The sequence below is a fragment of the Streptomyces flaveolus genome (assembly GCF_044765825.1).
Classification (GTDB): Bacteria; Actinomycetota; Actinomycetes; order Streptomycetales; family Streptomycetaceae; genus Streptomyces; species Streptomyces flaveolus.
The window spans coordinates 180,381-203,045 of the sequence record NZ_JBIWKU010000014.1; the positions used below are offsets into that span (position 1 = coordinate 180,381).

Annotated in this window: 22 protein-coding genes and 1 tRNA gene; 12 read left to right on the forward strand and 11 right to left on the reverse strand. The window is 72.4% G+C overall.

Going from position 1 to position 22,665, the window contains the following annotated elements; all coding sequences use genetic code 11:
• The first annotated feature begins 327 nt into the window (after positions 1 to 327).
• From ACIRG6_RS33250 to ACIRG6_RS33270, 5 genes are all read left to right on the forward strand, one after another.
• Complete coding sequence (locus ACIRG6_RS33250) at positions 328 to 1,122, forward strand: MIP/aquaporin family protein (protein WP_364676836.1); 795 nt, start codon at positions 328 to 330, stop codon at positions 1,120 to 1,122.
• An 84-nt stretch (positions 1,123 to 1,206) separates the two neighbouring features.
• Positions 1,207 to 2,745: a glycerol kinase GlpK gene (glpK, locus tag ACIRG6_RS33255; RefSeq protein WP_318217860.1), complete on the forward strand. Its 1,539-nt coding sequence runs from the start codon at positions 1,207 to 1,209 to the stop codon at positions 2,743 to 2,745.
• An 8-nt stretch (positions 2,746 to 2,753) separates the two neighbouring features.
• A complete protein-coding gene (locus ACIRG6_RS33260; protein ID WP_318217861.1) occupies positions 2,754 to 4,370 on the forward strand; it encodes a glycerol-3-phosphate dehydrogenase/oxidase in 1,617 nt (538 codons plus the stop codon).
• Between the two features lie 142 nt (positions 4,371 to 4,512).
• On the forward strand, positions 4,513 to 5,184 hold the full coding sequence (locus ACIRG6_RS33265) for a FadR/GntR family transcriptional regulator (protein WP_403325372.1): 672 nt from the start codon (positions 4,513 to 4,515) through the stop codon (positions 5,182 to 5,184).
• Between the two features lie 142 nt (positions 5,185 to 5,326).
• Positions 5,327 to 6,313: a PAC2 family protein gene (locus ACIRG6_RS33270; protein ID WP_403325375.1), complete on the forward strand. Its 987-nt coding sequence runs from the start codon at positions 5,327 to 5,329 to the stop codon at positions 6,311 to 6,313.
• A gap of 63 nt (positions 6,314 to 6,376) precedes the next feature.
• On the opposite strand, the gene mshC is transcribed toward ACIRG6_RS33270, so the two are convergent.
• The 4 genes from mshC to ACIRG6_RS33290 form a co-directional block, all read right to left on the reverse strand.
• A complete protein-coding gene (mshC, locus tag ACIRG6_RS33275; RefSeq protein WP_318217863.1) occupies positions 6,377 to 7,606 on the reverse strand; it encodes a cysteine--1-D-myo-inosityl 2-amino-2-deoxy-alpha-D-glucopyranoside ligase in 1,230 nt (409 codons plus the stop codon).
• Between the two features lie 103 nt (positions 7,607 to 7,709).
• Positions 7,710 to 8,540, reverse strand: a complete 831-nt coding sequence (locus ACIRG6_RS33280) for an SCO1664 family protein (RefSeq protein WP_364676841.1) — start codon at positions 8,538 to 8,540, stop codon at positions 7,710 to 7,712.
• On the reverse strand, positions 8,504 to 9,094 hold the full coding sequence (locus ACIRG6_RS33285; protein WP_364676842.1) for a DUF3090 domain-containing protein: 591 nt from the start codon (positions 9,092 to 9,094) through the stop codon (positions 8,504 to 8,506). Before ACIRG6_RS33285 ends, ACIRG6_RS33280 begins: the two co-directional genes overlap by 37 nt.
• Positions 9,095 to 9,175: 81 nt before the next feature.
• Positions 9,176 to 9,862: a histidine phosphatase family protein gene (locus tag ACIRG6_RS33290; RefSeq protein ID WP_318217866.1), complete on the reverse strand. Its 687-nt coding sequence runs from the start codon at positions 9,860 to 9,862 to the stop codon at positions 9,176 to 9,178.
• Between the two features lie 63 nt (positions 9,863 to 9,925).
• Between ACIRG6_RS33290 and corA the strand changes: the two genes are divergently transcribed.
• Positions 9,926 to 10,921 carry a magnesium/cobalt transporter CorA gene (gene corA, locus ACIRG6_RS33295; protein WP_350718993.1) on the forward strand — a complete coding sequence of 332 codons (996 nt, stop codon included), beginning with the start codon at positions 9,926 to 9,928 and terminating at the stop codon, positions 10,919 to 10,921.
• Between the two features lie 141 nt (positions 10,922 to 11,062).
• On the opposite strand, the gene ACIRG6_RS33300 is transcribed toward corA, so the two are convergent.
• Positions 11,063 to 11,851, reverse strand: coding sequence for a ferritin-like domain-containing protein (locus ACIRG6_RS33300; RefSeq protein WP_403325380.1), 789 nt, complete (start codon positions 11,849 to 11,851; stop codon positions 11,063 to 11,065).
• 244 nt (positions 11,852 to 12,095) lie between these two features.
• Positions 12,096 to 13,151 (reverse strand): LLM class F420-dependent oxidoreductase, encoded by a 1,056-nt coding sequence (locus tag ACIRG6_RS33305; RefSeq protein ID WP_239769896.1) that lies wholly within the window; start codon positions 13,149 to 13,151, stop codon positions 12,096 to 12,098.
• A 112-nt stretch (positions 13,152 to 13,263) separates the two neighbouring features.
• Here ACIRG6_RS33305 and ACIRG6_RS33310 point away from each other — a divergent pair, with 112 nt between their 5' ends.
• Together ACIRG6_RS33310 and ACIRG6_RS33315 are read left to right on the forward strand one after the other, a co-directional pair.
• Positions 13,264 to 14,250 carry an aldo/keto reductase gene (locus ACIRG6_RS33310; RefSeq protein ID WP_364819807.1) on the forward strand — a complete coding sequence of 329 codons (987 nt, stop codon included), beginning with the start codon at positions 13,264 to 13,266 and terminating at the stop codon, positions 14,248 to 14,250.
• A 95-nt stretch (positions 14,251 to 14,345) separates the two neighbouring features.
• Positions 14,346 to 16,601: a helix-hairpin-helix domain-containing protein gene (locus ACIRG6_RS33315; protein WP_450152417.1), complete on the forward strand. Its 2,256-nt coding sequence runs from the start codon at positions 14,346 to 14,348 to the stop codon at positions 16,599 to 16,601.
• 90 nt (positions 16,602 to 16,691) lie between these two features.
• On the opposite strand, the gene ACIRG6_RS33320 is transcribed toward ACIRG6_RS33315, so the two are convergent.
• On the reverse strand, positions 16,692 to 17,432 hold the full coding sequence (locus ACIRG6_RS33320) for a hypothetical protein (RefSeq protein WP_364676852.1): 741 nt from the start codon (positions 17,430 to 17,432) through the stop codon (positions 16,692 to 16,694).
• Between the two features lie 47 nt (positions 17,433 to 17,479).
• Between ACIRG6_RS33320 and ACIRG6_RS33325 the strand changes: the two genes are divergently transcribed.
• Positions 17,480 to 17,668 carry a DUF5703 family protein gene (locus tag ACIRG6_RS33325; protein WP_161163089.1) on the forward strand — a complete coding sequence of 63 codons (189 nt, stop codon included), beginning with the start codon at positions 17,480 to 17,482 and terminating at the stop codon, positions 17,666 to 17,668.
• Between the two features lie 92 nt (positions 17,669 to 17,760).
• Here the strand turns inward: ACIRG6_RS33325 and ACIRG6_RS33330 are convergent, their stop codons facing one another.
• The 3 genes from ACIRG6_RS33330 to ACIRG6_RS33340 all read right to left on the reverse strand — a co-directional run bounded on the left by ACIRG6_RS33330 (position 17,761) and on the right by ACIRG6_RS33340 (position 20,487).
• A complete protein-coding gene (locus tag ACIRG6_RS33330) occupies positions 17,761 to 18,597 on the reverse strand; it encodes a chaplin (protein WP_403325388.1) in 837 nt (278 codons plus the stop codon).
• 162 nt (positions 18,598 to 18,759) lie between these two features.
• Positions 18,760 to 18,993 (reverse strand): chaplin ChpH, encoded by a 234-nt coding sequence (gene chpH, locus ACIRG6_RS33335; RefSeq protein ID WP_239769888.1) that lies wholly within the window; start codon positions 18,991 to 18,993, stop codon positions 18,760 to 18,762.
• Between the two features lie 168 nt (positions 18,994 to 19,161).
• A complete protein-coding gene (locus ACIRG6_RS33340) occupies positions 19,162 to 20,487 on the reverse strand; it encodes a M20/M25/M40 family metallo-hydrolase (protein WP_239769886.1) in 1,326 nt (441 codons plus the stop codon).
• A gap of 186 nt (positions 20,488 to 20,673) precedes the next feature.
• Here ACIRG6_RS33340 and ACIRG6_RS33345 point away from each other — a divergent pair.
• Together ACIRG6_RS33345 and ACIRG6_RS33350 are read left to right on the forward strand one after the other, a co-directional pair.
• A tRNA-Leu gene (locus ACIRG6_RS33345) sits at positions 20,674 to 20,761 on the forward strand.
• Positions 20,762 to 20,832: 71 nt separating this feature from the next.
• A complete protein-coding gene (locus ACIRG6_RS33350; protein ID WP_364819781.1) occupies positions 20,833 to 21,207 on the forward strand; it encodes a YchJ family protein in 375 nt (124 codons plus the stop codon).
• Positions 21,208 to 21,228: 21 nt separating this feature from the next.
• Here the strand turns inward: ACIRG6_RS33350 and ACIRG6_RS33355 are convergent, their stop codons facing one another.
• On the reverse strand, positions 21,229 to 21,930 hold the full coding sequence (locus tag ACIRG6_RS33355) for a FadR/GntR family transcriptional regulator (protein WP_318217874.1): 702 nt from the start codon (positions 21,928 to 21,930) through the stop codon (positions 21,229 to 21,231).
• 137 nt (positions 21,931 to 22,067) lie between these two features.
• Between ACIRG6_RS33355 and ACIRG6_RS33360 the strand changes: the two genes are divergently transcribed.
• Positions 22,068 to 22,595, forward strand: coding sequence for a gluconokinase (locus ACIRG6_RS33360; protein ID WP_364676857.1), 528 nt, complete (start codon positions 22,068 to 22,070; stop codon positions 22,593 to 22,595).
• Positions 22,596 to 22,665: the final 70 nt, after the last annotated feature.

Here is a 22,665-nt window from a genome sequence, read left to right on the forward strand (position 1 = left end):
CGGGGCCGGGACGCCGGGTGGCGTTCCGGCCCTCGCCATACCCTGAAACGGACATATGGCACCGCGGTCCGTGAACCCGCCGCGCGGGAGATCGATAATCCGCGGCGATCAATAACGATCGTGCTTTCGATAACAGAACTCTTGACGCACGCGTGACGCCGAAGCAAGACTCCCGTCCATCGGTCGGCATTGTCGAACACCTACCGGCAATACGCGTTAGAGTGTGACAACGCCAAGGGCCGCCATCGCTCTCACACCGAGGGCGCCGGAACACCCGGAGGGACCCGGGGTTCGGCTTCCCCTGGACGAAGGACAAAGGAGTCGCGGGTGTCCAGCTCCGACATCTTCATCGGCGAGACCATCGGTACCGCCATACTCATCCTGCTCGGCGGCGGCGTCTGCGCCGCCGTGACGCTCAAGGCCTCCAAGGCCCGCAACGCCGGCTGGCTCGCCATCGCCTTCGGCTGGGGCTTCGCCGTCCTGACGGCGGTGTACATCTCGGGTCCGCTCTCCGGCGCCCATCTGAACCCCGCCGTGACGGTCGGCATCGCGATCAAGGACGGCGAGTGGGGCAACGTCCCGACGTACTTCGCCGGGCAGATCCTCGGCGCGATGATCGGCGCGGCGCTGGTCTGGGTCGCCTACTACGGGCAGTTCGCCGCCCACCTCACCGACCGGGAGATCGTCGGCGGGCCGGGCGCGCAGGACACCACGGCGAAGGCCGTCGAGGCCCAGGAGAAGGGCGCCGGCCCCGTGCTGGGCGTCTTCGCCACCGGCCCCGAGGTCCGCAACGCCGTCCAGAACCTCGCCACGGAGGTCATCGGCACCTTCGTCCTGGTGCTCGCCGTCCTCACCCAGGGCCTGAACGACGAGGGCAACGGCCTCGGCATCCTGGGCGGCCTGATCACCGCGCTGGTGGTCGTCTCGATCGGTCTGTCCCTCGGCGGCCCGACCGGGTACGCGATCAACCCGGCCCGTGACCTCGGCCCGCGCATCGTGCACGCCCTGCTGCCCCTGCCCAACAAGGGCGGCTCCGACTGGTCCTACGCCTGGGTCCCGATCGCCGGTCCGCTGATCGGCGCCGCGATCGCCGCAGGTGTCTACAACGTCGCGTTCGCCTGAGCGGTCCCCCGCTCGGCGAGCATCGAGTCGCAGCAACGCGCCGTACGCACCGGCCACCCCATCACGGAATCCCAGGAGCACACAGTGACCGACGCCCACACCGCAGGCCCCTTCATCGCCGCCATCGACCAGGGCACCACCTCCTCCCGCTGCATCGTCTTCGACCGCGACGGACGCATCGTCGCCGTCGACCAGAAGGAGCACGAGCAGATCTTCCCGAAGCCGGGCTGGGTCGAGCACAACGCCACCGAGATCTGGACCAACGTCGAGGAGGTCGTCGCCGGGGCGGTCGAGAAGGCCGGCATCACCCGGGACGACATCAAGGCCATCGGCATCACCAACCAGCGCGAGACGACGGTGGTCTGGGACAAGAACACCGGTGAGCCGGTCCACAACGCCATCGTCTGGCAGGACACCCGCACCGACGCCCTGTGCCGCGAGCTCGGCCGCAACGTCGGCCAGGACCGCTTCCGCCGCGAGACCGGCCTTCCCCTCGCCTCCTACTTCGCCGGTCCCAAGGCCCGCTGGCTGCTCGACAACGTCGACGGCCTGCGCGAGCGCGCCGAGGCGGGCGATCTGCTCTTCGGCACCATGGACACCTGGGTCATCTGGAACCTGACCGGTGGTGTGAACGGCGGCAAGCACGTCACCGACGTCACCAACGCCTCCCGCACCATGCTGATGAACCTGCACACCATGGAGTGGGACCCGCGCATCTGCGAGTCCATCGGCGTGCCGATGGAGATGCTCCCCGAGATCCGCTCCTCCGCCGAGGTCTACGGCGAGATCACGGGCGGCAAGCTCGGCGACCTGCTCGGCGGCATCCCCGTCGCCTCCGCGCTCGGCGACCAGCAGGCGGCCCTGTTCGGCCAGACCTGTTTCTCCGAGGGCGAGACGAAGTCGACGTACGGCACCGGCACCTTCATGGTGATGAACACCGGTGACAAGATCATCAACTCGTACTCGGGTCTGCTGACCACGGTCGGCTACAAGATCGGCGACCAGGACACGGTCTACGCCCTGGAGGGCTCGATCGCCGTCACCGGTTCGCTGGTGCAGTGGATGCGCGACCAGATGGGCCTCATCTCCACCGCCGCCGAGATCGAGACCCTGGCCCTGTCGGTCGAGGACAACGGCGGCGCCTACTTCGTGCCGGCCTTCTCCGGCCTGTTCGCCCCGTACTGGCGCTCCGACGCCCGCGGAGTGATCGCCGGTCTGACCCGGTACGTCACCAAGGCGCACCTCGCGCGGGCCGTCCTGGAGGCCACCGCCTGGCAGACCCGCGAGATCGCCGACGCCATGACGAAGGACTCCGGCGTCGAGCTCTCGGCCCTCAAGGTCGACGGCGGCATGACCTCCAACAACCTGCTGATGCAGACCCTCGCCGACTTCGTGGACGCCCCCGTGGTGCGCCCGATGGTCGCCGAGACCACCTGCCTCGGCGCCGCCTACGCCGCCGGCCTCGCCGTCGGCTTCTGGAACAGCACCGACGACCTGCGCGCCAACTGGCGGCGGGCCGCCGAGTGGACCCCCCGCATGGACGCGGAGACCCGCGACCGTGAGTACAAGAGCTGGCTCAAGGCCGTCGAGCGGACCATGGGCTGGCTCGAGGACGAGGAGTAAGAAGCGCAATGACCACTCAGTCCACCCTGCAGTCCGTGCCTGCCCTGGGGACGCACCCGGCCTCCGGCTCCAACCCGAGCCGGGCCGAGACCCGGGAGCAGCTCTCCAAGGCGTCGTACGACCTTCTCGTGATCGGCGGCGGCATCCTGGGCATCTCCACCGCCTGGCACGCCGCGCAGTCCGGCCTCAGGGTGGCCGTGGTCGACGCCGGCGACTTCGCCGGCGCCACCTCCTCCGCCTCCTCCAAGCTGCTCCACGGCGGTCTGCGCTACCTGCAGACCGGCGCGGTGAAGCTGGTCGCGGAGAACCACTTCGAGCGCCGTGCGGTCTCCCGCCAGGTGGCCCCCCACCTGGCGAACCCGCTCACCTTCTACCTCCCCGTGTACAAGGGCGGGCCGCACGGCGCGGCGAAGCTCGGCGCCGGTGTCTTCGCGTACTCGGCGCTGTCCGCCTTCGGTGACGGCGTCGGCCATCTGCTCTCCCCGGCCAAGGCCGCCCAGGACGTGCCGGAGCTGCGCACCGACAACCTCAAGGCCGTGGCCGTGTACGGCGACGACCAGATGAACGACGCCCGCATGGCGCTGATGACCGTCCGCGCCGCGGTCGACTCGGGCGCGGTCGTCCTGAACCACGCCGAGGTCACCGGTCTGCGCTTCACCAAGGGCCGGGTGACCGGCGCCGAGCTGAAGGACCGGCTCTCGGGCGACGAGTTCGGCGTGAACGCGCGCCTGGTGCTCAACGCCACCGGCCCCTGGGTCGACCACCTGCGCCGGATGGAGGACCCGAACGCGGCGCCGTCCATCCGCCTGTCCAAGGGCGCGCACCTGGTGCTCAAGCGCACCGCGCCCTGGAAGGCCGCGCTCGCCACCCCGATCGACAAGTACCGGATCACCTTCGCCCTCCCCTGGGAGGACATGCTGCTGCTCGGCACCACGGACGAGGAGTACGAGGGCGACCCCGCGGACGTGGCGGTCAACGACAAGGACATAGCCCAGATCCTGGACGAGGCCGCGTTCTCCATCCGCGACCAGCAGCTCGACCGGGATCTGATCACCTACTCGTTCGCGGGTCTGCGCGTGCTGCCGGGCGGGCCCGGTGACACGGCGAAGGCCAAGCGCGAGACGGTCGTCACCGAGGGCCGGGGCGGCATGCTGTCCGTCGCGGGCGGCAAGTGGACCACCTTCCGCCACATCGGCCGCACGGTGATGAAGAAGCTGGAGGCGCTGCCGGGCCACCCGCTCGGCGACGACTTCGAGCCGATCGCCTCACTGCCGAAGAAGCTGCCGCTGCCCGGCGTCGCCAACCCGCGCGCGGTCGCCCACCGGCTGCTGGTGGACGGTCCGGCACCCGGCCCGCGCATGGCGGCGGACACCGCCAAGCACCTGGCCACGCACTACGGTTCGCTGGCCTTCGACATCGCCCGGCTCGCCAACGAGAACCCGGAGCTGGCCCAGCGCGTCCACCCCGACGCACCGGAGATCTGGGCGCAGGTCGTGTGGGCCCGCGACCACGAGTGGGCCGAGACGCAGGACGACGTGCTGCGCCGCCGGACCACGCTGACCATCCGCGGCCTGGCCACCGACGAGATCCGGGCCAGGGTCCAGGATCTGCTCGACCGGAAGTAGGGCCCCGGCGTACCGGGAGGCGGCGACCGCGCACCGACGGAGCCGCCCCTCCCGGTGCGCGTATCGCCGCACGGTGACCCCGATAGTCTCCGTGAGACCTCGGATGTCCGGGCGGCATCCTCGAGACACCGGGAGGCCGGCCGTGGCAGTCACCGACGAGGCGATCGAGAAGATCAAGGGCATGATCGTCTCCGGCGCGCTGCGGCCCGGCGACCGGCTGCCCAAGGAGAGCGAGCTCGCCGCCGGCCTCGGGCTGTCCCGCAACTCCCTGCGCGAAGCCGTACGCGCCCTGTCGCTGATCCGGATCCTGGACGTACGGCAGGGCGACGGCACGTACGTCACCAGCCTGGACCCGCCCCTGCTGCTGGAGGCCCTCGGTTTCGTCGTCGACTTCCACCGCGACGACACGGTGCTGGAGTTCCTCGCGGTGCGCCGCATCCTGGAGCCGGCCGCGACCGCCATGGCGGCCTCGCGGATCGGCGAGCGCGAACTGGACGAGCTCGGCGAACGGCTGGACGCCCTCGGTGACGATCCGTCGGTGGAGGAGCTGGTCGCCGCCGATCTGGAGTTCCACCGGGCGGTCGTGGGGGCCTCGGGCAACGCGGTGCTCCGCTCCCTGCTCGAGGGCCTGTCGGGGCCGACCGCCCGGGCCCGTGTCCTGCGCGGACTGACCGAGGAGGGCGCGGTCGGCCGCGCCCTGGACGAGCACCGCGCGATCCTCGCCGCGCTGCGCGACCGGGACGCGGAGGCGGCACGCTCGTGGGCGACGGTGCACATCGCGTCCGTGGAGCGGTGGCTGCGTTCCACCCTCTGATCCGGCCCGGGCGGCGGGGTGTCCGGCCGCCGGGATCGGGGCAGTGATCCGTTCACCGCCCCGTGCAAGGGGGCTGCGGGCGGCCCCTCGGCACGCCGTAAGGTTGGGGGGTACGCGAGGGCACGTCGGAAGGAGGCGCTGGGTGATCGAGCTCGAGGGGGTTCCCGAGCTGATCGACCCGGTCATGGTGGCCGCGTTCGAGGGCTGGAACGATGCCGGTGACGCCGCCTCCGCCGCGGTCGCGCACCTGGACAAGGAGTGGAAGGGCGAGGTGTTCGCGGCGCTGGACGCCGAGGACTACTACGACTTCCAGGTGAACCGCCCCACGGTCTTCATGGACGGCGGTGTCCGCAAGATCACATGGCCGACGACCCGGCTGTCGGTGATCCGCGTCGGCGGCGACAAGCCGCGTGATCTCGTCCTCGTCCGCGGCATCGAGCCGTCCATGCGCTGGCGCTCGTTCTGCAACGAACTGCTCGGCTTCGCCCACGAGCTGGGCGTGGAGCTGGTCGTCGTCCTGGGCGCCCTGCTGGGCGACACCCCGCACACCCGTCCGGTGCCGATCAGCGGGACCACGTCGGACGCCGACCTGGCCCGCCGCATGGACCTGGAGGAGACCAAGTACGAGGGCCCCACGGGGATCGTCGGCATCCTCCAGGAGGCGTGCACGCATGCGGGCGTGCCGGCCGTGTCGCTGTGGGCGGCGGTGCCGCACTACGTGTCGCAGCCGCCGAACCCGAAGGCCACGCTGGCCCTGCTGAACCGGCTGGAGGACCTGATCGACGTGCGCATCCCGCTGGGCGAGCTGCCCGAGGACGCGCGCGCGTGGCAGGTCGGCGTGGACCAGCTGGCCGCGGAGGACAGCGAGGTCGCGGAGTACGTGCAGTCGCTGGAGGAGGCCCGGGACACCGCGGAGCTGCCGGAGGCCTCGGGCGAGGCGATCGCCCGCGAGTTCGAGCGGTACCTGCGGCGCCGGGACGGCGGCTCCGGGCCGGGCGGGCACGCCACGGCGGACGGCGGCGAGGGCACGCCCGGGACACCGTATCTGCGGGACAACCCGAGCGGCCGCGCGCGCCCGCCGAAACCGCCGAAGGCGGGCGGGGACGACGAGGAGTCGTCGGAGGACTGAGCGAAGAACGACGGAGGGGGCGCTTCCCGCGGGAAGCGCCCCCTCCGTCGTTCGTACGGGTGGTTACAGCGCCACGCCGAGCAGGGCGTCGACGGCGCGGGAGACGACACCGGGCGCGCCGATGTCCGTGCCGCCGGTCTCCTGCTGGAGTGCCGCCCAGCGGTCGACGGCGTCGAGCGCGGCCGGGGAGTCCAGGTCGTTCGCCAGGGCCTCGCGGATCTCCTCGACCAGGGCCTCGGCGGGCGGGCCGTCGGGCCGGGACACGGCGGCGCGCCACCGCTCCAGCCGGGCGACGGCCTCCCGCAGCACCTGGTCGGTCCACTCCCAGTCGGAGCGGTAGTGGTGGGCGAGCAGCGTGAGCCGGATGGCGGCCGGGTCGACGCCGTCGCGGCGCAGCCGGGAGACGAAGACCAGGTTGCCCTTGGACTTGGACATCTTCTCGCCGTCGAGAGCGACCATCCCGGCGTGCACGTACGCCTTGGCCATGGGGAACTCGCCGGTGAGCACCTGGGCGTGCGAGGCACCCATCTCGTGGTGCGGGAAGGCCAGGTCGGAGCCGCCGCCCTGGACGTCGAAGCCCATGCCGAGGTGGTCGAGGGCGATGGCCACGCACTCGATGTGCCAGCCGGGGCGTCCGCGGCCGAGGGAGGCGCCGTCCCAGCTGGGCTCGCCCTCGCGGGCCGCCATCCACAGCATCGGGTCGAGCGGGTTCTTCTTGCCCGGCCGGTCGGGGTCGCCGCCCCGCTCGGCGGACAGCAGCCGCATGGCGGCCGCGTCGAGGTGGGAGACACCGCCGAAGTGGGGGTCGGACTCGACGGAGAAGTAGATGTCCCCCTCGAGTTCGTAGGCGGCGCCGGCGTCGCGCAGCCGCTCGACGAGCGGGACGATGCCGGGTATGGCCTCCACGGCGCCTATGTAGTGCTGCGGCGGGAGCATGCGCAGCGCGGTCATGTCCTCGCGGAAGAGCGCGGTCTCCTTCTCGGCGAGGGCGGTCCAGTCGACGCCGTCCCGCTCGGCCCGCTCCAGGAGGGGGTCGTCGACGTCGGTGACGTTCTGGACGTAGTGAACCTGCCGCTTGGTGTCGAGCCACACGCGCTGCACGAGGTCGAACGCGTTGTAGGTCGCCGCGTGCCCCATGTGGGTGGCGTCGTACGGGGTGATGCCGCAGACGTAGATACGGGCGACGGGACCGGGGTCGAGGGTGACGAGGCCGCCGGTCGCGGTGTCGTGGATCCTCAGGTCGCGGCCCTGACCAGGCAGGGCGGGGACCTCGGAAGCGGGCCAGGCATGCATGTCATGAGCCTAACCGGAGGGATGTTCCGTCCACGAACCGGACCGGACCGGATGGCCGGTAAGGCGCTCTTGCGCGATACCGGCCGTTGTGCGGGTCGGGCACCTACACCGGCGGCCAGGGGATGGCCGGCCATTCCCCGCTCGGTTCCGGGTGCTTGCCGGACTCCAGGAGGGCCCCGACACGCGCGCGCGTGGCGTCCAGTTCGGCGGGGGTGATCAGCTCGCCGAGCCGGGCCGCCAGCGGTGCGCCGTCCTCGAGGGCCTCCCGGAGGGCGTCGAGCGCCGCCAGGGCCTCCGCGGTCAGCGGGTCGCCCGCCCAGCCCCACAGGAGCGTGCGCAGCTTGTTCTCGGCGTGGAAGGTCACCCCGTGGTCGATGCCGTAGAGCCGCTCCCCGGCCGCGGGCAGCAGGTGGCCGCCCTTGCGGTCGGCGTTGTTGACGACGGCGTCCAGAACGGCGAGCCGGCGCAGCCGCTCGTCGTCGGCGTGCACGAGCAGCGCGGTGCGGCCCTCGTCGACCTCGGCGAACGCGACGGCCTTCCAGCCGGGCCCGGGCTCCTCGGCGTCCACCAGGGCCAGCAGCTCCGACTCGGGGGCGGTGTCGATCCACAGCTGGACCATGCCCTCGCCGTACGGGCCGTCGCGCAGCACGGTGGGCGGTACCAGGCCCCAGCCGGTCGCCTCGGAGACCTCGTACGCGGCGACCTCGCGCTGGGCGAGCGTGCCGTCCGGGAAGTCCCACAGGGGGCGCTCCCCCGCCACGGGTTTGTAGATGCAGGCCGCCTCGCGTCCCTCGTGCACCACCGTGCAGTACAGCGCCGCGTTGGACGCTTCACGGATGCGTCCGCGCACGGTCAGCTCGCCGCGGGCGAGCAGCTCGGCGGCCGCCGCGTCGGTGGTCACGCTCCGCGGCGGTATCCGTTCTGGCGCGGACATACGTGTCCTTCCGGGTCGAGCGGGAGGCTGCACAGCGGGCACGGCGGCCGCCCGGCGTTGACGACGTCGAGGGCGCGCTTGGCGAAGGCCCTGGCCTGCGCGCCGGTGAGGCGGACCCGGAGCATCGGGGGGCCGTTCTCCTCGTCCTGGAGGAGCCGCTCCTCGGCCTCCGCCAGGTCCTCCTCGGACTCGGCCTCGAGCTCGACGAGGGCCTGCGCCTCGACGATCATGCACTGGTCCTCGCCGTCCCAGGCGAGCGCCATGGTGCCGACCCGGAACTCCTCCTCGATGGGGGTGTCCAGCGGCGCCGTGTCGGCGGTCTCGGCGGGGGCCACGGCGGGGACGACGGTGCTGCCGCCGCTACGCCGTACGACCTCGTCGAGGAGCTCGTCCATGCGTTCGGCGAGCGCGGCGACCTGCGTCTTCTCCAGAGCCACGCTGGTCACCCGGGGGCCGGCGATGGCCTGGAGGAAGAACGTACGGCGTCCGGGCAGCCCGACCGTGCCGGCCACGAAACGATCCGGTTGGTCGTAGAGGAACACCTGACGGGACACGTCCTGTCTCCATGGGAAGTCGGGGGAAGCGGGATTCGGGGGGCGGGCACTGCGATCGCTTCACCCTACTGCGGCCGACGATCACGGTGCGCCCGCACCACCACCGACCGGGGCGTCACCCTCCGCGGGCTCCTCGCGCGGCGCCAGGGAGGCGAAGTCACCGGTGTCGCCGAGGCGGAGGAGGTACGGCCGCAGCCGGGTGTAGCGGATCGCGGTGACGGAGCAGGGTTCGACGGAGATGCGCTGGAAGAGGTCGAGATGGAGGCCGAGCGCGTCCGCCACGAGGGACTTGATGATGTCGCCGTGGGAGCACATGAGGTAGACGGCGTCGGCGCCGTGGTCGCGCTCCACGCGTGCGTTCCACTCGCGTACCGCCTCGGCGGCGCGGGTCTGCATGGCGCGCATCGACTCGCCGCCGGGGAACGCCGCCGCGGAGGGGTGCGCCTGCACGACCTCCATCAGGGGCTCGTCCTTGAGTTCGGCGAGTTTGCGGCCGGACCAGTCGCCGTAGTGGCACTCCCCGATACGTTCGTCGGTGTGCGCCCGCAGTCCGGGGCGGGCGTCGAGCAGGGGCCGGATCGTCTCCTGACAGCGCTGCAGCGGGCTGGCGACGACCTCGGCGAGCGGCAGGCCGGCGAGCCGCCCGGGCAGCGCGGCGGCCTGCGCGGCCCCGCGTTCGTCGAGGGCGACGCCAGGCGTCCAGCCGGCGAGCAGCCCCTCGGTGTTGGCGGTGGAACGTCCGTGCCTAACCAGGATCAGCGTGGGCATGCGGCCAGGGTAGGCGCACGACATGGTGCGAGGTGCGACGGGGGCGAGGGGAGAAGGCGTTCGGTGATCGTCGACTGTGCCATCTACCGGGGCGGGCACCGGACGGACGGGCCCGAGGACTTCTCCGACGCGCTCGGCGAGGCGCGGCAGGCGGGCGGCTTCGTCTGGATCGGGCTGCACGAGCCGACGGAGGAGGAGTTCGACCTGGTCGCACAGGAATTCGGGCTCCATCCCCTGGCCGTGGAGGACGCCCTGAAGGCACACCAGCGGCCCAAGCTGGAGGTGTACGAGGACTCGCTCTTCGTCGTCCTCAAGCCGGTGGTGTACGAGCCGGAGAGCGACATCGTGTCCACCGGCGAACTCATGCTGTTCCTGGGCGACGCGTTCGTGGTCGTCGTCCGGCACGGCGAGGGCTCCCCACTGAAGGCCGTGCGGCAGCGCCTGGAGCACGAGCCGGAACTGCTCGGCAAGGGCCCCACCGCCGTGCTGTACGCGATAGCGGACGCCGCCGTCGACCACTACCTGGACGTGGCGGTCGAGCTGCAGACCGACCTGGAGGAGCTGGAGGCGGAGGTCTTCTCACCGGACGGCGGCGGCTCGCGGCACACCGCGTCCCGGATCTACAACTTCAAGCGGCAGGTCCTGGAGTTCCGCCGCGCCACCGGGCCGCTGGCGCCGCCGATGGCCCGGCTGGCCGGCACGGGGGCGTTCGGCGCCGCCGTGCCGTTCGTGAACGACAAGGCCCGGCCCTTCTTCCGGGACGTGAACGACCACCTCACGCGCGTGAACGAGTCGGTGGAGGGCCTGGACCGGCTGGTCTCGGACATCCTGTCGGCGCACCTGGCGCAGACGGGCGTCCGGCAGAACGACGACATGCGGAAGATCTCCGCGTGGGCGGCCATGGCCGCGGTGCCGACGATGCTCGCGGGGATCTACGGCATGAACTTCGAGCACATGCCGGAACTGCGCTGGGTATGGGGCTACCCGGCGGTGATCGTCGTGATGGCCGTGCTGGAAGTGCTGTTGTACCGGACGTTCAAGCGGCGGGGGTGGCTGTAGCGCGGCCAGGGGGTGTCGTTCGGATCAGGACGCAGCACATCGGCGGTTCTTCGTCAGCGCCGGTGACGACAACGCCGCAGGTGGGCGTGGCAGACCCCGCGTCTGCGGCATGATCCGAGCGGCACCCCTGGTACCGGACCCTCAGGCGAGCTCGGGGGCCGCGGTCGCGGGTCCGCCGAGGGCGTCGCGCCGCTCGGGTGTCCGCAGGGTCACCATCCGGCGCCAGCCGGCCAGCCGCTCGTAGGCGTACACCGCGTGGATGCCCGCCGCGAGCAGCGCCGACCTCGCCCGGGACCAGCCGAGCAGACGGCCCATGCGGGCCATCACCGCGAGGCTGACGTCCCGGTGGACGCGGATCTCGGCGTGCGCGCACTCGCGCAGCGTCCGCTGGATGTAGCGGCCGTGTCCGGCGGCGGCGTAGCGCAGCAGTTCCTCGTGGGAGTAGGCGAGGTGGTTGTCCTCGTCGGCCGAGATCATGCGCACGGCCCGCCCCAGGTCGGGGTAGTCCGCGAAGTGCTTGAGGAGCATCGCCATCTGCTCGGCCGCGCGCTGCTCGGTGACCCTGCTGTGCGCGAGGTAGGTGATGACGTCCCGCACGGTCAGGGGCCGGTCGGCCCTGAGCTTCTCGTGGGCGAGGCCGATGCCGTGCCGCTCCAGGAGCATCGTGTAGTCGGTGTCGGGGGGCACGTCGACGGGTTCGAGGCCGCGCTTCTTCAGCAGGGCGGTGAAGATCCGCCCGTGCTTGTCCTCGTCCGCCCCGTGCCGGGTGATCTTGGGCGCGAGCCGGCGCTCGCTCTCCGGTACCAGCGCCGCGATGCGCGCGTTCTCCCAGCCGCCCTGCGACTCGCCGCTGGCGGCGATGGAGCAGAACAGACGGAACGACTCGTCGTTGTCGAGGATCTCCTGGAACAGACTCTTGGCCGAAAGCATCGCTGGCACCTCTCTGCCTCCGCAGGGCTCCGCGGGTTCCGCGGGTTCCGCAAAGAACGAGTCAAGTGCGGGACGCGGAACACGGCAACAGGTGCGACGGGGAACTCCGCCGAAAGAAGGAGGGCTCGCGCGTGAGCGTGCGTAACCCCACGCGCGCGGACGCGTTGTTCCGCGTGACGGCCGTGGCGGGGAAGACCCCCCGAGCCCCCACCACGGCCGCAGAACGTCGCCGACCGGTCGCGCGTCAGGCGAGCCCGGCGCGCTCCAGGGCCTCGGTGCCGGCGCGGAGCGAGGCGATCCGCTCGTCCAGGGTGAAGCCCGCGGGAGCGAGGGTCAGCGTGGTCACACCGGCGGCGGCGTAGGCCTTCATCCGGTCCGCGATCCGGTCGACGCTGCCGAGCAGGGTCGTCCGGTCGATCAGGTCGTGCGGCACGGCCGCGGCGGCGCCCTGCTTGTCGCCGGACAGGTACTTGTCCTGGATCTCGGCGGCCTCGCGCTCGTACCCCATGCGCTGGGCGAGCTGGTTGTAGAAGTTCTGCTTGCGGCTGCCCATGCCGCCGACGTAGAGCGCGGTGTAGGGGCGGAAGGTGTCGGCGAGCGTGGTGACGTCCTTGTCGTCGCCGAGGGCGAGCGGCAGGGTGGGGACGATGTCGAAGCCCTCGAGGGTCTTCCCGGCCTTCTCGCGCCCGGCGCGCAGATGCCGGATCGCGGTCTCCTCCAGGTGGTCGGCGGACGGGAAGATCAGCAGGGCGCCGTCGGCGATCTCGCCGGTCTGCTCCAGGTTCTTCGGGCCGATCGCGGCGATGTACAGCGGAATGTGCTCGCGCTGCGGGTGCACGGTCAGCTTGATCGGCTTGCCGGGGCCGCCCGGCAGCGGCAGCGTCCAGTGCTGCCCCTCGTACGACAGCCGTTCCCGGGTCATCGCCTTGCGCACGATCTCGACGTACTCGCGGGTGCGGGCGAGCGGCTTGTCGAACTTCACGCCGTACCAGCCCTCGGAGACCTGCGGCCCGGAGACGCCGAGGCCGAGGCGGAACCGGCCGCCGGAGAGCGAGTCGAGGGTGGCGGCCGTCATCGCGGTCATGGCCGGCTGACGGGCGGGGATCTGGAAGATGGCCGAGCCGACGTCGATGCGCTCGGTCTGGGCGGCGACCCAGGTCAGCACCGTCGCGGCGTCCGAGCCGTAGGCCTCGGCGGCCCAGCACACGGCGTAGCCGAGCCGGTCGGCCTCCTTGGCGACGGCCAGGTTGTCCGCGTCCATTCCGGCACCCCAGTAGCCGAGGTTGATCCCGAGCTGCATGGCCGATTCCCCTTACCGATCAGTAACGTCTGTTGTGCCCCGACCCTAGCGTGTGCATTCGGTTGTCCACAGGCCCCCACAGCGCAAGCCGTGGCCAGTAATGTCGGCGTTCATGGAGCAGAGGCATCTCGGCCGCACCGGCCTGCGTGTGTCCCGCATCGGGCTGGGCACCCTCACCTGGGGCAGGGACACCGACGAGCACGACGCGGCTGACCTCCTGAAGACCTTCTGGGAAGCCGGCGGGACCCTCGTCGACACCGCCGACGTGTACGGCGACGGAGAGGCCGAGTATCTCCTCGGCCGGCTCATGGAGGGCCTGGTGCCGCGCCGGGACCTGGTGATCTCGACCAAGGCGGGCAGCGTGCCGGACCCCGACCGCCGCTTCGACGGCTCGCGCGGCCATCTGCTCTCCGCGCTGGACGCCTCCCTGGCCCGGCTGGGCACGGACCACGTCGACGTGTGGCACCTGCACGCCTTCGACCCGCACACGCCGCTGGAGGAGACGCTGCACGCCCTCGACGTGGCGGTCAGCAGCGGCCGCGCCCGCTACGCCGGGGTCTCCAACTTCTGCGGCTGGCAGCTGGCCAAGGCGGCGACCTGGCAGCTGGCGGCGCCGGGTGTGCGCAACCGCCTGGCGAGCACGCAGATGGAGTACTCGCTGCTGCAGCGCGGCGTCGAGCGCGAGGTGCTGCCGGCCGCGCTGGACCTGGGCATCGGTCTGCTCCCCTCATCGCCGCTGGGCCGGGGCGTCCTCACGGGCAAGTACCGCAAGGACGCGACGCCGCCGGACTCGCGGGGCGCCTCGGACCACCTGGCCCCCTTCGTCGAGCCCTACCTGGACGACACGGCCGGTCACATCGTGGACGCGGTGGCGACGGCGGCGGACGGGCTCGCGGTGACCCCGCTGCAGGTCGCCCTCGCCTGGGTCCGGGACCGGCCCGGGGTGGTCGCCCCGATCATCGGCCCGCGCAACGCGCAGCAGCTCACGGCGGCGTTGTCAGTGGAGACCCTTAGTCTTCCTGACGAGATCTGCCGGGCGCTCGACGACGTGTCGGCGCCCGTGCACCGCTATCCCGATCACGACTGGAGCACGCTGTGAGCACGCAGCCCGAACCCGCCGAGGACACCGCGGACGCCGTGGACACCGAGCCGGGAGCGCCGGGCACCGCGCAGGAGGCCGAGCGCGACGACGCCATGGACGGGGTCCCGTCCGCCGACGCGGAGACCGCCGAGGAGCCGCGGGCCCCGGAGCCCGACGACGCCGGGGCCGAGGCGAGTGCCGGGGAGATCGCCGGGGCGGGCGAGCCGCCGGCCGCTGAAGACGCGCAGCCGGCCGGGGACGGCGCCGGTGCGGCGGGGGAGGGCACCGCGGCTCAGATGTCGGAGGCCGAGGCCGAGCTGGCCGCCCAGCGGCTGGAGCGGGAGCGGATCGAGCGGCGGAAGGCTGAGAAGCAGCAGCGGATCGACAGCGGGGCCAAGCTCAGCGGCACGGCGGCCGAGCTGCTCGCCGCCGTGCGCGCCGTGGAGAGCGGCGAGAAGCCGGCCGCCACGGTCTTCGGCGAGCCCCGGCCCGCGCCCCGCCGCCCGGCCCCCGAGCCGGTACGGCGCTCGCAGCCGGCGCCGGCCGAGCCCGCCGCCGTGCCCGCGGGACCCGCGCCGGAGAGCGTCCAGGCCGTGCGGCGCGTCCTGACCGAGGGCGGCGCCCCCGAGACGCTCGCGCCGCAGACCGCCGCGCTGCTCGGCGAGGCGGCGGAGGAGTCGCTGCGCGCCGACCCCTGGCAGCTGCTCCGGGTCGCCAGGGTCCGGCCGGAGCAGGCCGACGGGTTCGCCCGGGCGCTGCTCGGCGCGGAGTGCGGCCCGGACGACGAGCGGCGGGGACGTGCGATCACCGTCTGGCTGCTGGAGCAGGCGGCCCTGACCGGCCACACGGCCCTGGAGCTGCCACGGCTCACGGCCGCGCTGGCCCAGCGGGGCGTGCCGGATCCCGACGCCGCCGTACAGAGCACCCTCGCCGAGGGTGAGGCCCTGGTCTTCCAGGACGCCCTGGAGGAGACCGGCGCCCGCCCGGGCACGGTGGATGCGGGGACGGAGGGCGCGGACGAGGCCGAGGAACGTCCGGTCCGGGTCCTGGTCGGTCTGGAGCGGTACGCGCTCGCGGAGGAGAGTCTCGCCGACGGCCTGGCCCGGCTGGTCAACTCGGTGCCGAAGCAGGACGGGGCGGCGGAGGACTGGGAGCGGGCCGCCGCGTCCGCGCAGGGTTCCGCCGCCGACCTGATCCGGGCGGTCGCGGGGCACGGGCTGGTCCTGCACACCGGCGGGGAGGCGTCCCTGGCCGAACCCGCGGCCCTGCTGCGTGCCGCGCGGGGCCTCGGGCTGCGTGCCTGGGCCGCCGCGCACGGCCCGCTCGGCCGCGACCGCTTCGCCGCCCTGTCGGCCGACCGCCCGGCGGCGCGCCCGGACTCCCCCGCACCGGACGGCCCGGTCCCGGACGGCACCCCCGTCGTCACCCTGGCCGGGCTGCTGGCCGGCGCCGAGGGGCCCGGGCGGGACGCGGACGGCGCGCTGGACCTGGATCTGCTCGTCGTACTCGACGCGCCGCAGGTGGACGTCGAGACGGGCGCCCTGCTGGCGGAGTCACTGCCCGACGGGGCACGGCTGGTGCTGGCCGGCGACCCGGGGGTGCTGTGGTCCGTGGGTCCGGGGCGGGTCTTCGCGGATCTGCTGGCGGCGCGGATCTGTCCCCAGATCGCCTCGCGGCGTCCGGACCCGGGCCCGCTGGGCGAGCTGGTCTCCGGCATCGGCATCGGTGAGCTGAGCCAGGTGGCGGCTCCCGGCAAGGAGGTCGTGATCGTGCCCGTGCGGGACGCGGGCGAGGCCGTGCACCGCACCGTGCAGCTCGTCGCGGACTCGGTGCCGCGCGCGATCGGCGTCCCCGCCGAGGAGACCCAGGTGATCACGCCGGGCCACGGCGGTGCCGCGGGCACGCGCGTGCTCAACGCGGCGCTGAAGGAGCGGCTGAACCCGGGCCCCGGCCGCTTCGGCGGCTTCGACCCCGGCGACCGTGTCGTCCACTCCCCCGTGCCGGGCCGTACGCTGCCGGGCCGCGTGGTGAGGGCCGACGCCGACGGACTGCACCTGTCCTGCGCGGGCGAGACCGTCGTGGTCCCGAAGGAGCGGCTGGAGCGGACCGTGCGGCACGGCTGGGCGCTGACCGCGCACCAGGCGGTCGGCGGCCGGTGGCCCGCGGTGGTCGTGGTCCTGCCCGGCGACGCCGCGCAGGCGCTGAGCCGCCCGTGGGTCTACACGGCGTTCGGCCGGGCCGCCCGGCATCTGTCCGTGGTGCACGGCGTGGACCAGGCGCTGCCCCGTGCCGTTGCCGAGGTGCAGGCCAAGCCGCGCACGACCCGGCTGCCGGCGCTGCTCGCTCCGCAGGTCCCGGTGAGCGGCTGAGCCGGCCGGGCGCGGTCGCCCGGCGGCACATGCGACGGCGGCGGTCGCGGGGACGTACCCCGTGACCGCCGCCGTGCGTGGGGGCGCCGCTCAGCGGTCCGCCCGCAGCCGCTGCGGCTCGCCGTCCTCTTCCTCGTCCGTCTCGTCGTCCGGTTCCTCGTCCAGGTCCGTGTCGAGGTCCTCCACGAGTTCCGGGACGTCGTCCTCGTCATCGTCATCGTCGTCGAACTCGTCGTCGAAGACCGCGCTGACGTCGAAGCGGCAGACCACTCGCTGGGGATCGACCTGGTCGAACGGTGCGTCCAGCCACTCGCCCGGTTCGGCGCTCTCGTCCGCGGCGGTCACCCAGAGCGTGGAGTCGCCCTCCTCCAGGCCGAACTCCTTGTGCCGGGAAGCGATCTCGTCCGCCTCGAACTCGCCGAACAGGATGCCGAGCGCCCCGTGGACCGTACCGGCCACGTCCGCGCCCACGGCCGCCACGTCGTCGGCCGCCTCGATCCGCCGCGCCTGTGCCATCAGCCGCTGCGGTTCCGCCACGGCGTAGTCGCGGCGGATGAGCACGCTCAGCGCGTTCGGTTCCTCGGGGCCCGTGTAGGGCGGCGTCTCGTCCGCGCCGGGGATCTCGAAGGGGGTCACCTCGTCGTAACGGTCGTAGAGCAGTTCGTCGTACACCTCCGCGGCCGCGGCCAGCTCGTTGAACGCCTGGTAGACGGCCGGGTCGTCCTCCCCCGACCGGCGTTCGACCGCGGCCAGGTGGCGGTCGAGCGCGGTCTTGACCGCCTCGGCGGCGGCGCGTACCTCGGCAGCGGTGGGCTGCGCAGCATCAGACATAGTGCAGACGCTATCCGTACCGGGCCCCAGCCCGCACAATAGATGCGATGCCGGAATACGAATTTGTCGACGTGTACGTGCCACGCGGGGTTTCCCGCAAGGAGACGACACGTCTGCTGACCGACCACGCCGAGTACGGACACTGGGAGTTGTACCGCCTGAGCCTGCTGCGCGACGGCAGTCGCAAGGTGCGGCTGCGGCGGCGGATCATCCGCCAGGTGCGGGCCACCTGGTGACCGGCGGCGCCCGGGGCGACCCGGCGCCGGTGACGGAAGCGGAGCGGGCCCCGCCGGTGTGCGGGGCCCGCTCCGTGTGCCGGTCCGCCGCGTCAGGCCGAGGCGCGCGCCTTGCGGTAGAGCACCGTGCCCGCGAGCAGCGCGCCCGCGCCCACCGGGAGGGCGAGGCCCAGCGGCAGCTCGCTGCCGGTCTCGGCGAGCTGCGCGCCACCCCGCGGTTGGGTGACGGTCTGGGTGCCCGGCTGGTTGACGTGCGAGGAGCCGCCCGGCGTCTCGTCACCCGGGGTGCCGGGGTTGCCCGGGGTGCCAGGCTCGCCGGGGTTGCCCGGGGTACCGGGCTCACCCGGGTTGCCCGGGTTGCCGGGGTTGCCCGGGTTTCCCGGCTCACCCGGGTTACCGGGGTTACCGGGGTTGCCGGGCTCGCCCGGGTTGCCCGGCTCACCGGGGTTACCCGGCTCACCCGGCGGGGTGGAGTGGTCGCCGCCGCCCCCGTTGACGCAGTCGTTGCCCGTGGCCGGGTTGAGGGCGCCCACCACGTTGATGGTGTTGCCGCAGACGTTCACCGGCACGTGCACGGGCACCTGCACCGCGTTGCCGGAGCCGACCCCGGGCGAGTCGGTGGCGTGTCCGCCGGCGTGCGCACCGCCGTGGCCGCCGGAGTCGCCGTATCCGCCGGACGAGTCGCCGCCCCGGTTGGCGCACGCGTTGCCCATGGCCGGGTTGAGGACGCCGATGACGTCGACCGTGTTGCCGCAGACGTTGACCGGCACGTGCACGGGCGCCTGCACCGTGTTGCCGGAGAGTACGCCGGGCGAATTCGAAGTGGATCCGTGTGCCCCCGAGTCGGCGTGGGCGACACCGCCCGCGGCGGCGAGCACACCGGTGGCGGCCGCCATCGTCATCAGGCCCTTGCGGGTGACCTGTCGCATGTTCGAAATCCCTGCCTTGCCCTAGTCCCGTAGCGCCGGGAATTCCGTCGTCTCCGACGCTGATGCACGCTGATGTTCTTTGCCTCGAAGGCGGTCGGCCCCGGAGCGCGTGGCGCGCTCCGGGGCCGACGGACTCAGACCCTCACGGGGCGAGACGCAACGTCACTTGTTGATGCAGACGTTGCCGAAGGCGGGGTTCAGCAGGCCGATCACGGAGATCGTGTTGCCGCAGACGTTCACCGGGACGTGCACGGGCACCTGGACGACATTGCCGGAAACGACGCCCGGGGAGTGGGCGGCGACGCCCTGGGCACCGGAGTCGGCGGCGGCCATGCCCGCACCCGCGAGGACCAGACCACCGGTGGCAACCGCAGCGGCGACGACCTTCTTGAGCATTATTCCTCCTAGTTGACAAAGGCGATCCGAAATTGCCGATCGCATCACCTGTAACGAGGACGGAGTAATGAGGCTACGAGCTTATGAGCGCATTCACCCTTCCCGGTAACCTCCCGCACGCGCGGTCGAATATCGGGGAAGGGTGAAGTCTCGTTTCAGCGGGCCGAATCAGGACGCGTCGATGAACCGGTCGAGCACCCGCACGCCGAACTGCAGGCCGTCCACCGGCACGCGCTCGTCGACGCCGTGGAACATGCCCGCGAAGTCCAGCTCCGGCGGCAGCTTGAGGGGCGCGAAGCCGAAGCCCCGGATGCCGAGGTCGTCGAAGGACTTGGCGTCCGTCCCGCCGGAGAGCATGTACGGGATGGCCTTCGCGGCCGGGTCCTCGGCCACCAGCGCGGACTGCATCGCGTCCACCAGGGCCCCGTCGAACGTGGTCTCGACGGCCTTGTCGGAGTGGACGTCCTCGCGCCGCACCTTCGGACCGAGGATCCGGTCGAGGTCGGCGAGGAACTCCTCCTCGTGTCCGGGCAGGAACCGGCCGTCGACGTGCGCGGTCGCCTCGCCCGGGATGACGTTGACCTTGTAGCCCGCGCCCAGCTGTGTGGGGTTGGCGGTGTTGCTCAGGGTCGCGCCGATGAGCTTGGCGATGCCGCCGAGCTTGGCGAGGGTCCCCTCCATGTTCTCCGGGTCGAGCTCGGTGCCGAGGGCGTCGCCCAGTTCGTCGAGGAAGGCCCGGGTCGTCTTGGTGACCCGGACGGGGAACGTGTGCCGGCCGAGGCGCGCGACGGCCTCCGACAGCTCGGTGATGGCGTTGTCGCGGTGGATCATCGACCCGTGCCCGGCGGTGCCGGCCACGGTCAGCTTCATCCAGTGCATGCCCTTCTCGGCCGTCTGGATCAGATACAGCCGGCGCTGCTCGCTGACGGTGAAGGAGAAGCCGCCGACCTCGCTGATCGCCTCGGTGACGCCCTCGAAGAGGTGCGGGTGGTGATCGACGAGGTGGCGGGCGCCGTACGTCCCGCCGGCCTCCTCGTCGGCGAGGAACGCGAGGACGATGTCCCGGGGCGGCTTGCGCCCGCTGCGCATCCGGTCGCGGACGACCGCGAGGGTCATCGCGTCCATGTCCTTCATGTCGACCGCGCCCCGCCCCCACACGCACCCGTCGGCGACCTCGCCGGAGAAGGGGTGGTGGGTCCAGTCGTCCGCGTTGGCCGGGACGACGTCGGTGTGGCCGTGGATGAGCAGCGCGGGCCGTGACGGGTCCTCGCCCTCGATCCGGGCCACCGTGGAGGCGCGTCCCGGGTGGGACTCGAAGATCTGCGGCTCCAGTCCCACCTCGGCGAGCTTCTCGGCGACGTACTCGGCCGCCTTGCGCTCACCGGGGCCCGAGTGGTCGCCGTAGTTGCTGGTGTCGATCCGGATCAGCTCGCGGCAGAGGTCGACGACCTCGTCCTCGCCGGTGACGCTCCTGGCCGTGCCCGAGTCGCTCACGTGCTTCCTCCCGCTGTCACTGCTGGTGGGTCTCCCTCATCCTCCCCCTCCGGCCGTCCGGGCCCAAGACCGGACCCGGCCCGTCACACGCCGTTCACGCCGGAGCGGGGGGTGATCGGACACCCACGAAAGCCTGGTAATGTTTACGTCGTCGCCACGGGGAACACCCCGCGCGACAGACACCTTGTCCGGGTGGCGGAATGGCAGACGCGCTAGCTTGAGGTGCTAGTGCCCTTTATCGGGCGTGGGGGTTCAAGTCCCCCCTCGGACACCAGCTGAGACCCCTGTCGAGCAGGGGTCTTCTGCTTTTCCGGGACAGCGCCCCGAGCGGGCACAATGGCCGCCATGACCACGCGTTCCTGCCCGTGCGGGCTGCCCGAGGCGTACGAGAAGTGCTGCGGCCGTTTCCATGCGGGGGCGGCGTCCACGCCGAGTGCCGAGGCGTTGATGCGTTCGCGGTACAGCGCCTTCGTGCGGGGCGACGCGGGGTACCTGCTGCGGACGTGGCATCCGAGGACGCGGCCGGCGCGTCTCGACCTGGACCCGGGGATGCGGTGGACCGGGCTGGAGATCCTGGACACGACCGACGGGTCCGCGTTCCACTCCACCGGCACGGTCACCTTCCGCGCCTCGTACCGCGGCGGCTCGCTGCACGAACGGAGCCGGTTCGAGCGGGTCGACGGGGCGTGGGTGTACGTCGACGGGGAGTTCCTCGCGTAGACCGTGTCGGCCCGGGGCCTGCTACGGCGCCAGGATGTCCAGTTCCTGGAGCGCGCCCACCGTGATCTCGCGGGTCAGCTGCTCGGCGCGTTCGGCGTCCCGGGCACGGACGGCCTCGGCGACCCGGACGTGCAGGGTGACGGCGGCCGGGTCGGGGTCCTCGAACATCACGTCGTGGTGCGTGCGTCCGGCCAGGACCTCGGCGACGACGCCGCCGAGGCGGGCGAACATCTCGTTGCCGGACGCGGTCAGGATGACGCGGTGGAAGGCCACGTCGTGGAAGAGGTACCCCTCCAGCTTGTGGCCGCGTGAGTTGGCCACCATGCCCAGCGCGCACTCGGTGAGCTCCGCGCACTGCTCCGCGGTGGCGTGCCTGGCGGCCAGTCCCGCCGCGACCGGTTCGACCGCCGACCGCAGCACGGTCAGCGAGCGCAGCTGGCGCGGGCGGTCGGCGCCGGCCAGGCGCCAGCGGATGACCTGCGGGTCGTAGACGTTCCACTCGCACTCGGGTAGGACGGTCACGCCCACGCGGCGCCGCGACTCGACCAGATGCATGGACTCCAGCACGCGGACGGCCTCGCGCATCACGGAGCGCGACACCTCGAAGCGCTGTGCCATCTCGTCCGTGCGCAGGACGCTGCCCGCAGGGTATTCACCCGCGGTGATCGCGGGGCCGAGGGTGTCCAGTACGCGGCCGTGCAGCCCCCGGCCCGGTGTGCTCATGCACTCAGCGTACGGGGCGCGTCACGGGAACAAAAAGTCAGACTTATATGTCACAGACTCTTGAATTTGTCGTACCTAATGAGTTTCAGTGGCGTCGACATCACGTGTCGACGAAGACAGCAGACAGCGAGAGTGCGATGCAGCAACTGCACACCCCCCATGTCGTCGTGGTCATGGGCGTAGCGGGCACCGGGAAGACCACCATCGGTCCCCTGCTCGCGGCCCGGCTCGGCGTTCCCTACGCCGAGGGCGACGACTTCCACCCGCCGGCCAACATCGCCAAGATGACGGCCGGGACCCCGCTCACCGACGAGGACCGCTGGCCGTGGCTGGACGCCATCGGCGGCTGGGCGCACGGGCGGGCCGGGCTCGGCGGGGTGGTGAGCAGTTCCGCGCTGAAGCGGTCGTACCGCGACCGGCTGCGGGCGGCAGCTCCCGGTGTCGTCTTCGTCCACCTCACGGGCAGCCGCGAGCTGATCGAGGACCGGATGTCGCACCGCGAGGGGCACTTCATGCCGACGGCCCTGCTCGACTCCCAGTTCGCCACGCTCCAGCCGCTGGAGCCGGACGAGGCGGGGGTCGCGGTGGACGTCGCCGGCAGCCCCGAGGAGATCACCGAACGGGCGGCGAACGCCCTGAAGGCCCTCCCCGATCCGGTCCTGTAACCCCGTGGCCCGGTAGCGGGCCGACCCCCCACGACCTCCCCCGGGGCCGTGCCACCCGTGGTGCGCACGG

What these genes read in the sequence shown, in the direction of transcription:
- ACIRG6_RS33260 (WP_318217861.1), top strand. Translation starts at nt 2,754, where the DNA reads ATGACCACTCAGTCCACCCTGCAGTCCGTGCCTGCCCTGGGGACGCAC.
- mshC (WP_318217863.1), bottom strand. Translation starts at nt 7,606, where the DNA reads ATGCATGCCTGGCCCGCTTCCGAGGTCCCCGCCCTGCCTGGTCAGGGC.
- ACIRG6_RS33280 (WP_364676841.1), bottom strand. Translation starts at nt 8,540, where the DNA reads ATGTCCGCGCCAGAACGGATACCGCCGCGGAGCGTGACCACCGACGCG.
- ACIRG6_RS33290 (WP_318217866.1), bottom strand. Translation starts at nt 9,862, where the DNA reads ATGCCCACGCTGATCCTGGTTAGGCACGGACGTTCCACCGCCAACACC.
- ACIRG6_RS33300 (WP_403325380.1), bottom strand. Translation starts at nt 11,851, where the DNA reads ATGCTTTCGGCCAAGAGTCTGTTCCAGGAGATCCTCGACAACGACGAG.
- ACIRG6_RS33305 (WP_239769896.1), bottom strand. Translation starts at nt 13,151, where the DNA reads ATGCAGCTCGGGATCAACCTCGGCTACTGGGGTGCCGGAATGGACGCG.
- ACIRG6_RS33310 (WP_364819807.1), top strand. Translation starts at nt 13,264, where the DNA reads ATGGAGCAGAGGCATCTCGGCCGCACCGGCCTGCGTGTGTCCCGCATC.
- ACIRG6_RS33315 (WP_450152417.1), top strand. Translation starts at nt 14,346, where the DNA reads ATGGACGGGGTCCCGTCCGCCGACGCGGAGACCGCCGAGGAGCCGCGG.
- ACIRG6_RS33320 (WP_364676852.1), bottom strand. Translation starts at nt 17,432, where the DNA reads ATGTCTGATGCTGCGCAGCCCACCGCTGCCGAGGTACGCGCCGCCGCC.
- ACIRG6_RS33325 (WP_161163089.1), top strand. Translation starts at nt 17,480, where the DNA reads ATGCCGGAATACGAATTTGTCGACGTGTACGTGCCACGCGGGGTTTCC.
- ACIRG6_RS33330 (WP_403325388.1), bottom strand. Translation starts at nt 18,597, where the DNA reads ATGCGACAGGTCACCCGCAAGGGCCTGATGACGATGGCGGCCGCCACC.
- chpH (WP_239769888.1), bottom strand. Translation starts at nt 18,993, where the DNA reads ATGCTCAAGAAGGTCGTCGCCGCTGCGGTTGCCACCGGTGGTCTGGTC.
- ACIRG6_RS33350 (WP_364819781.1), top strand. Translation starts at nt 20,833, where the DNA reads ATGACCACGCGTTCCTGCCCGTGCGGGCTGCCCGAGGCGTACGAGAAG.
- ACIRG6_RS33355 (WP_318217874.1), bottom strand. Translation starts at nt 21,930, where the DNA reads ATGAGCACACCGGGCCGGGGGCTGCACGGCCGCGTACTGGACACCCTC.
- ACIRG6_RS33360 (WP_364676857.1), top strand. Translation starts at nt 22,068, where the DNA reads ATGCAGCAACTGCACACCCCCCATGTCGTCGTGGTCATGGGCGTAGCG.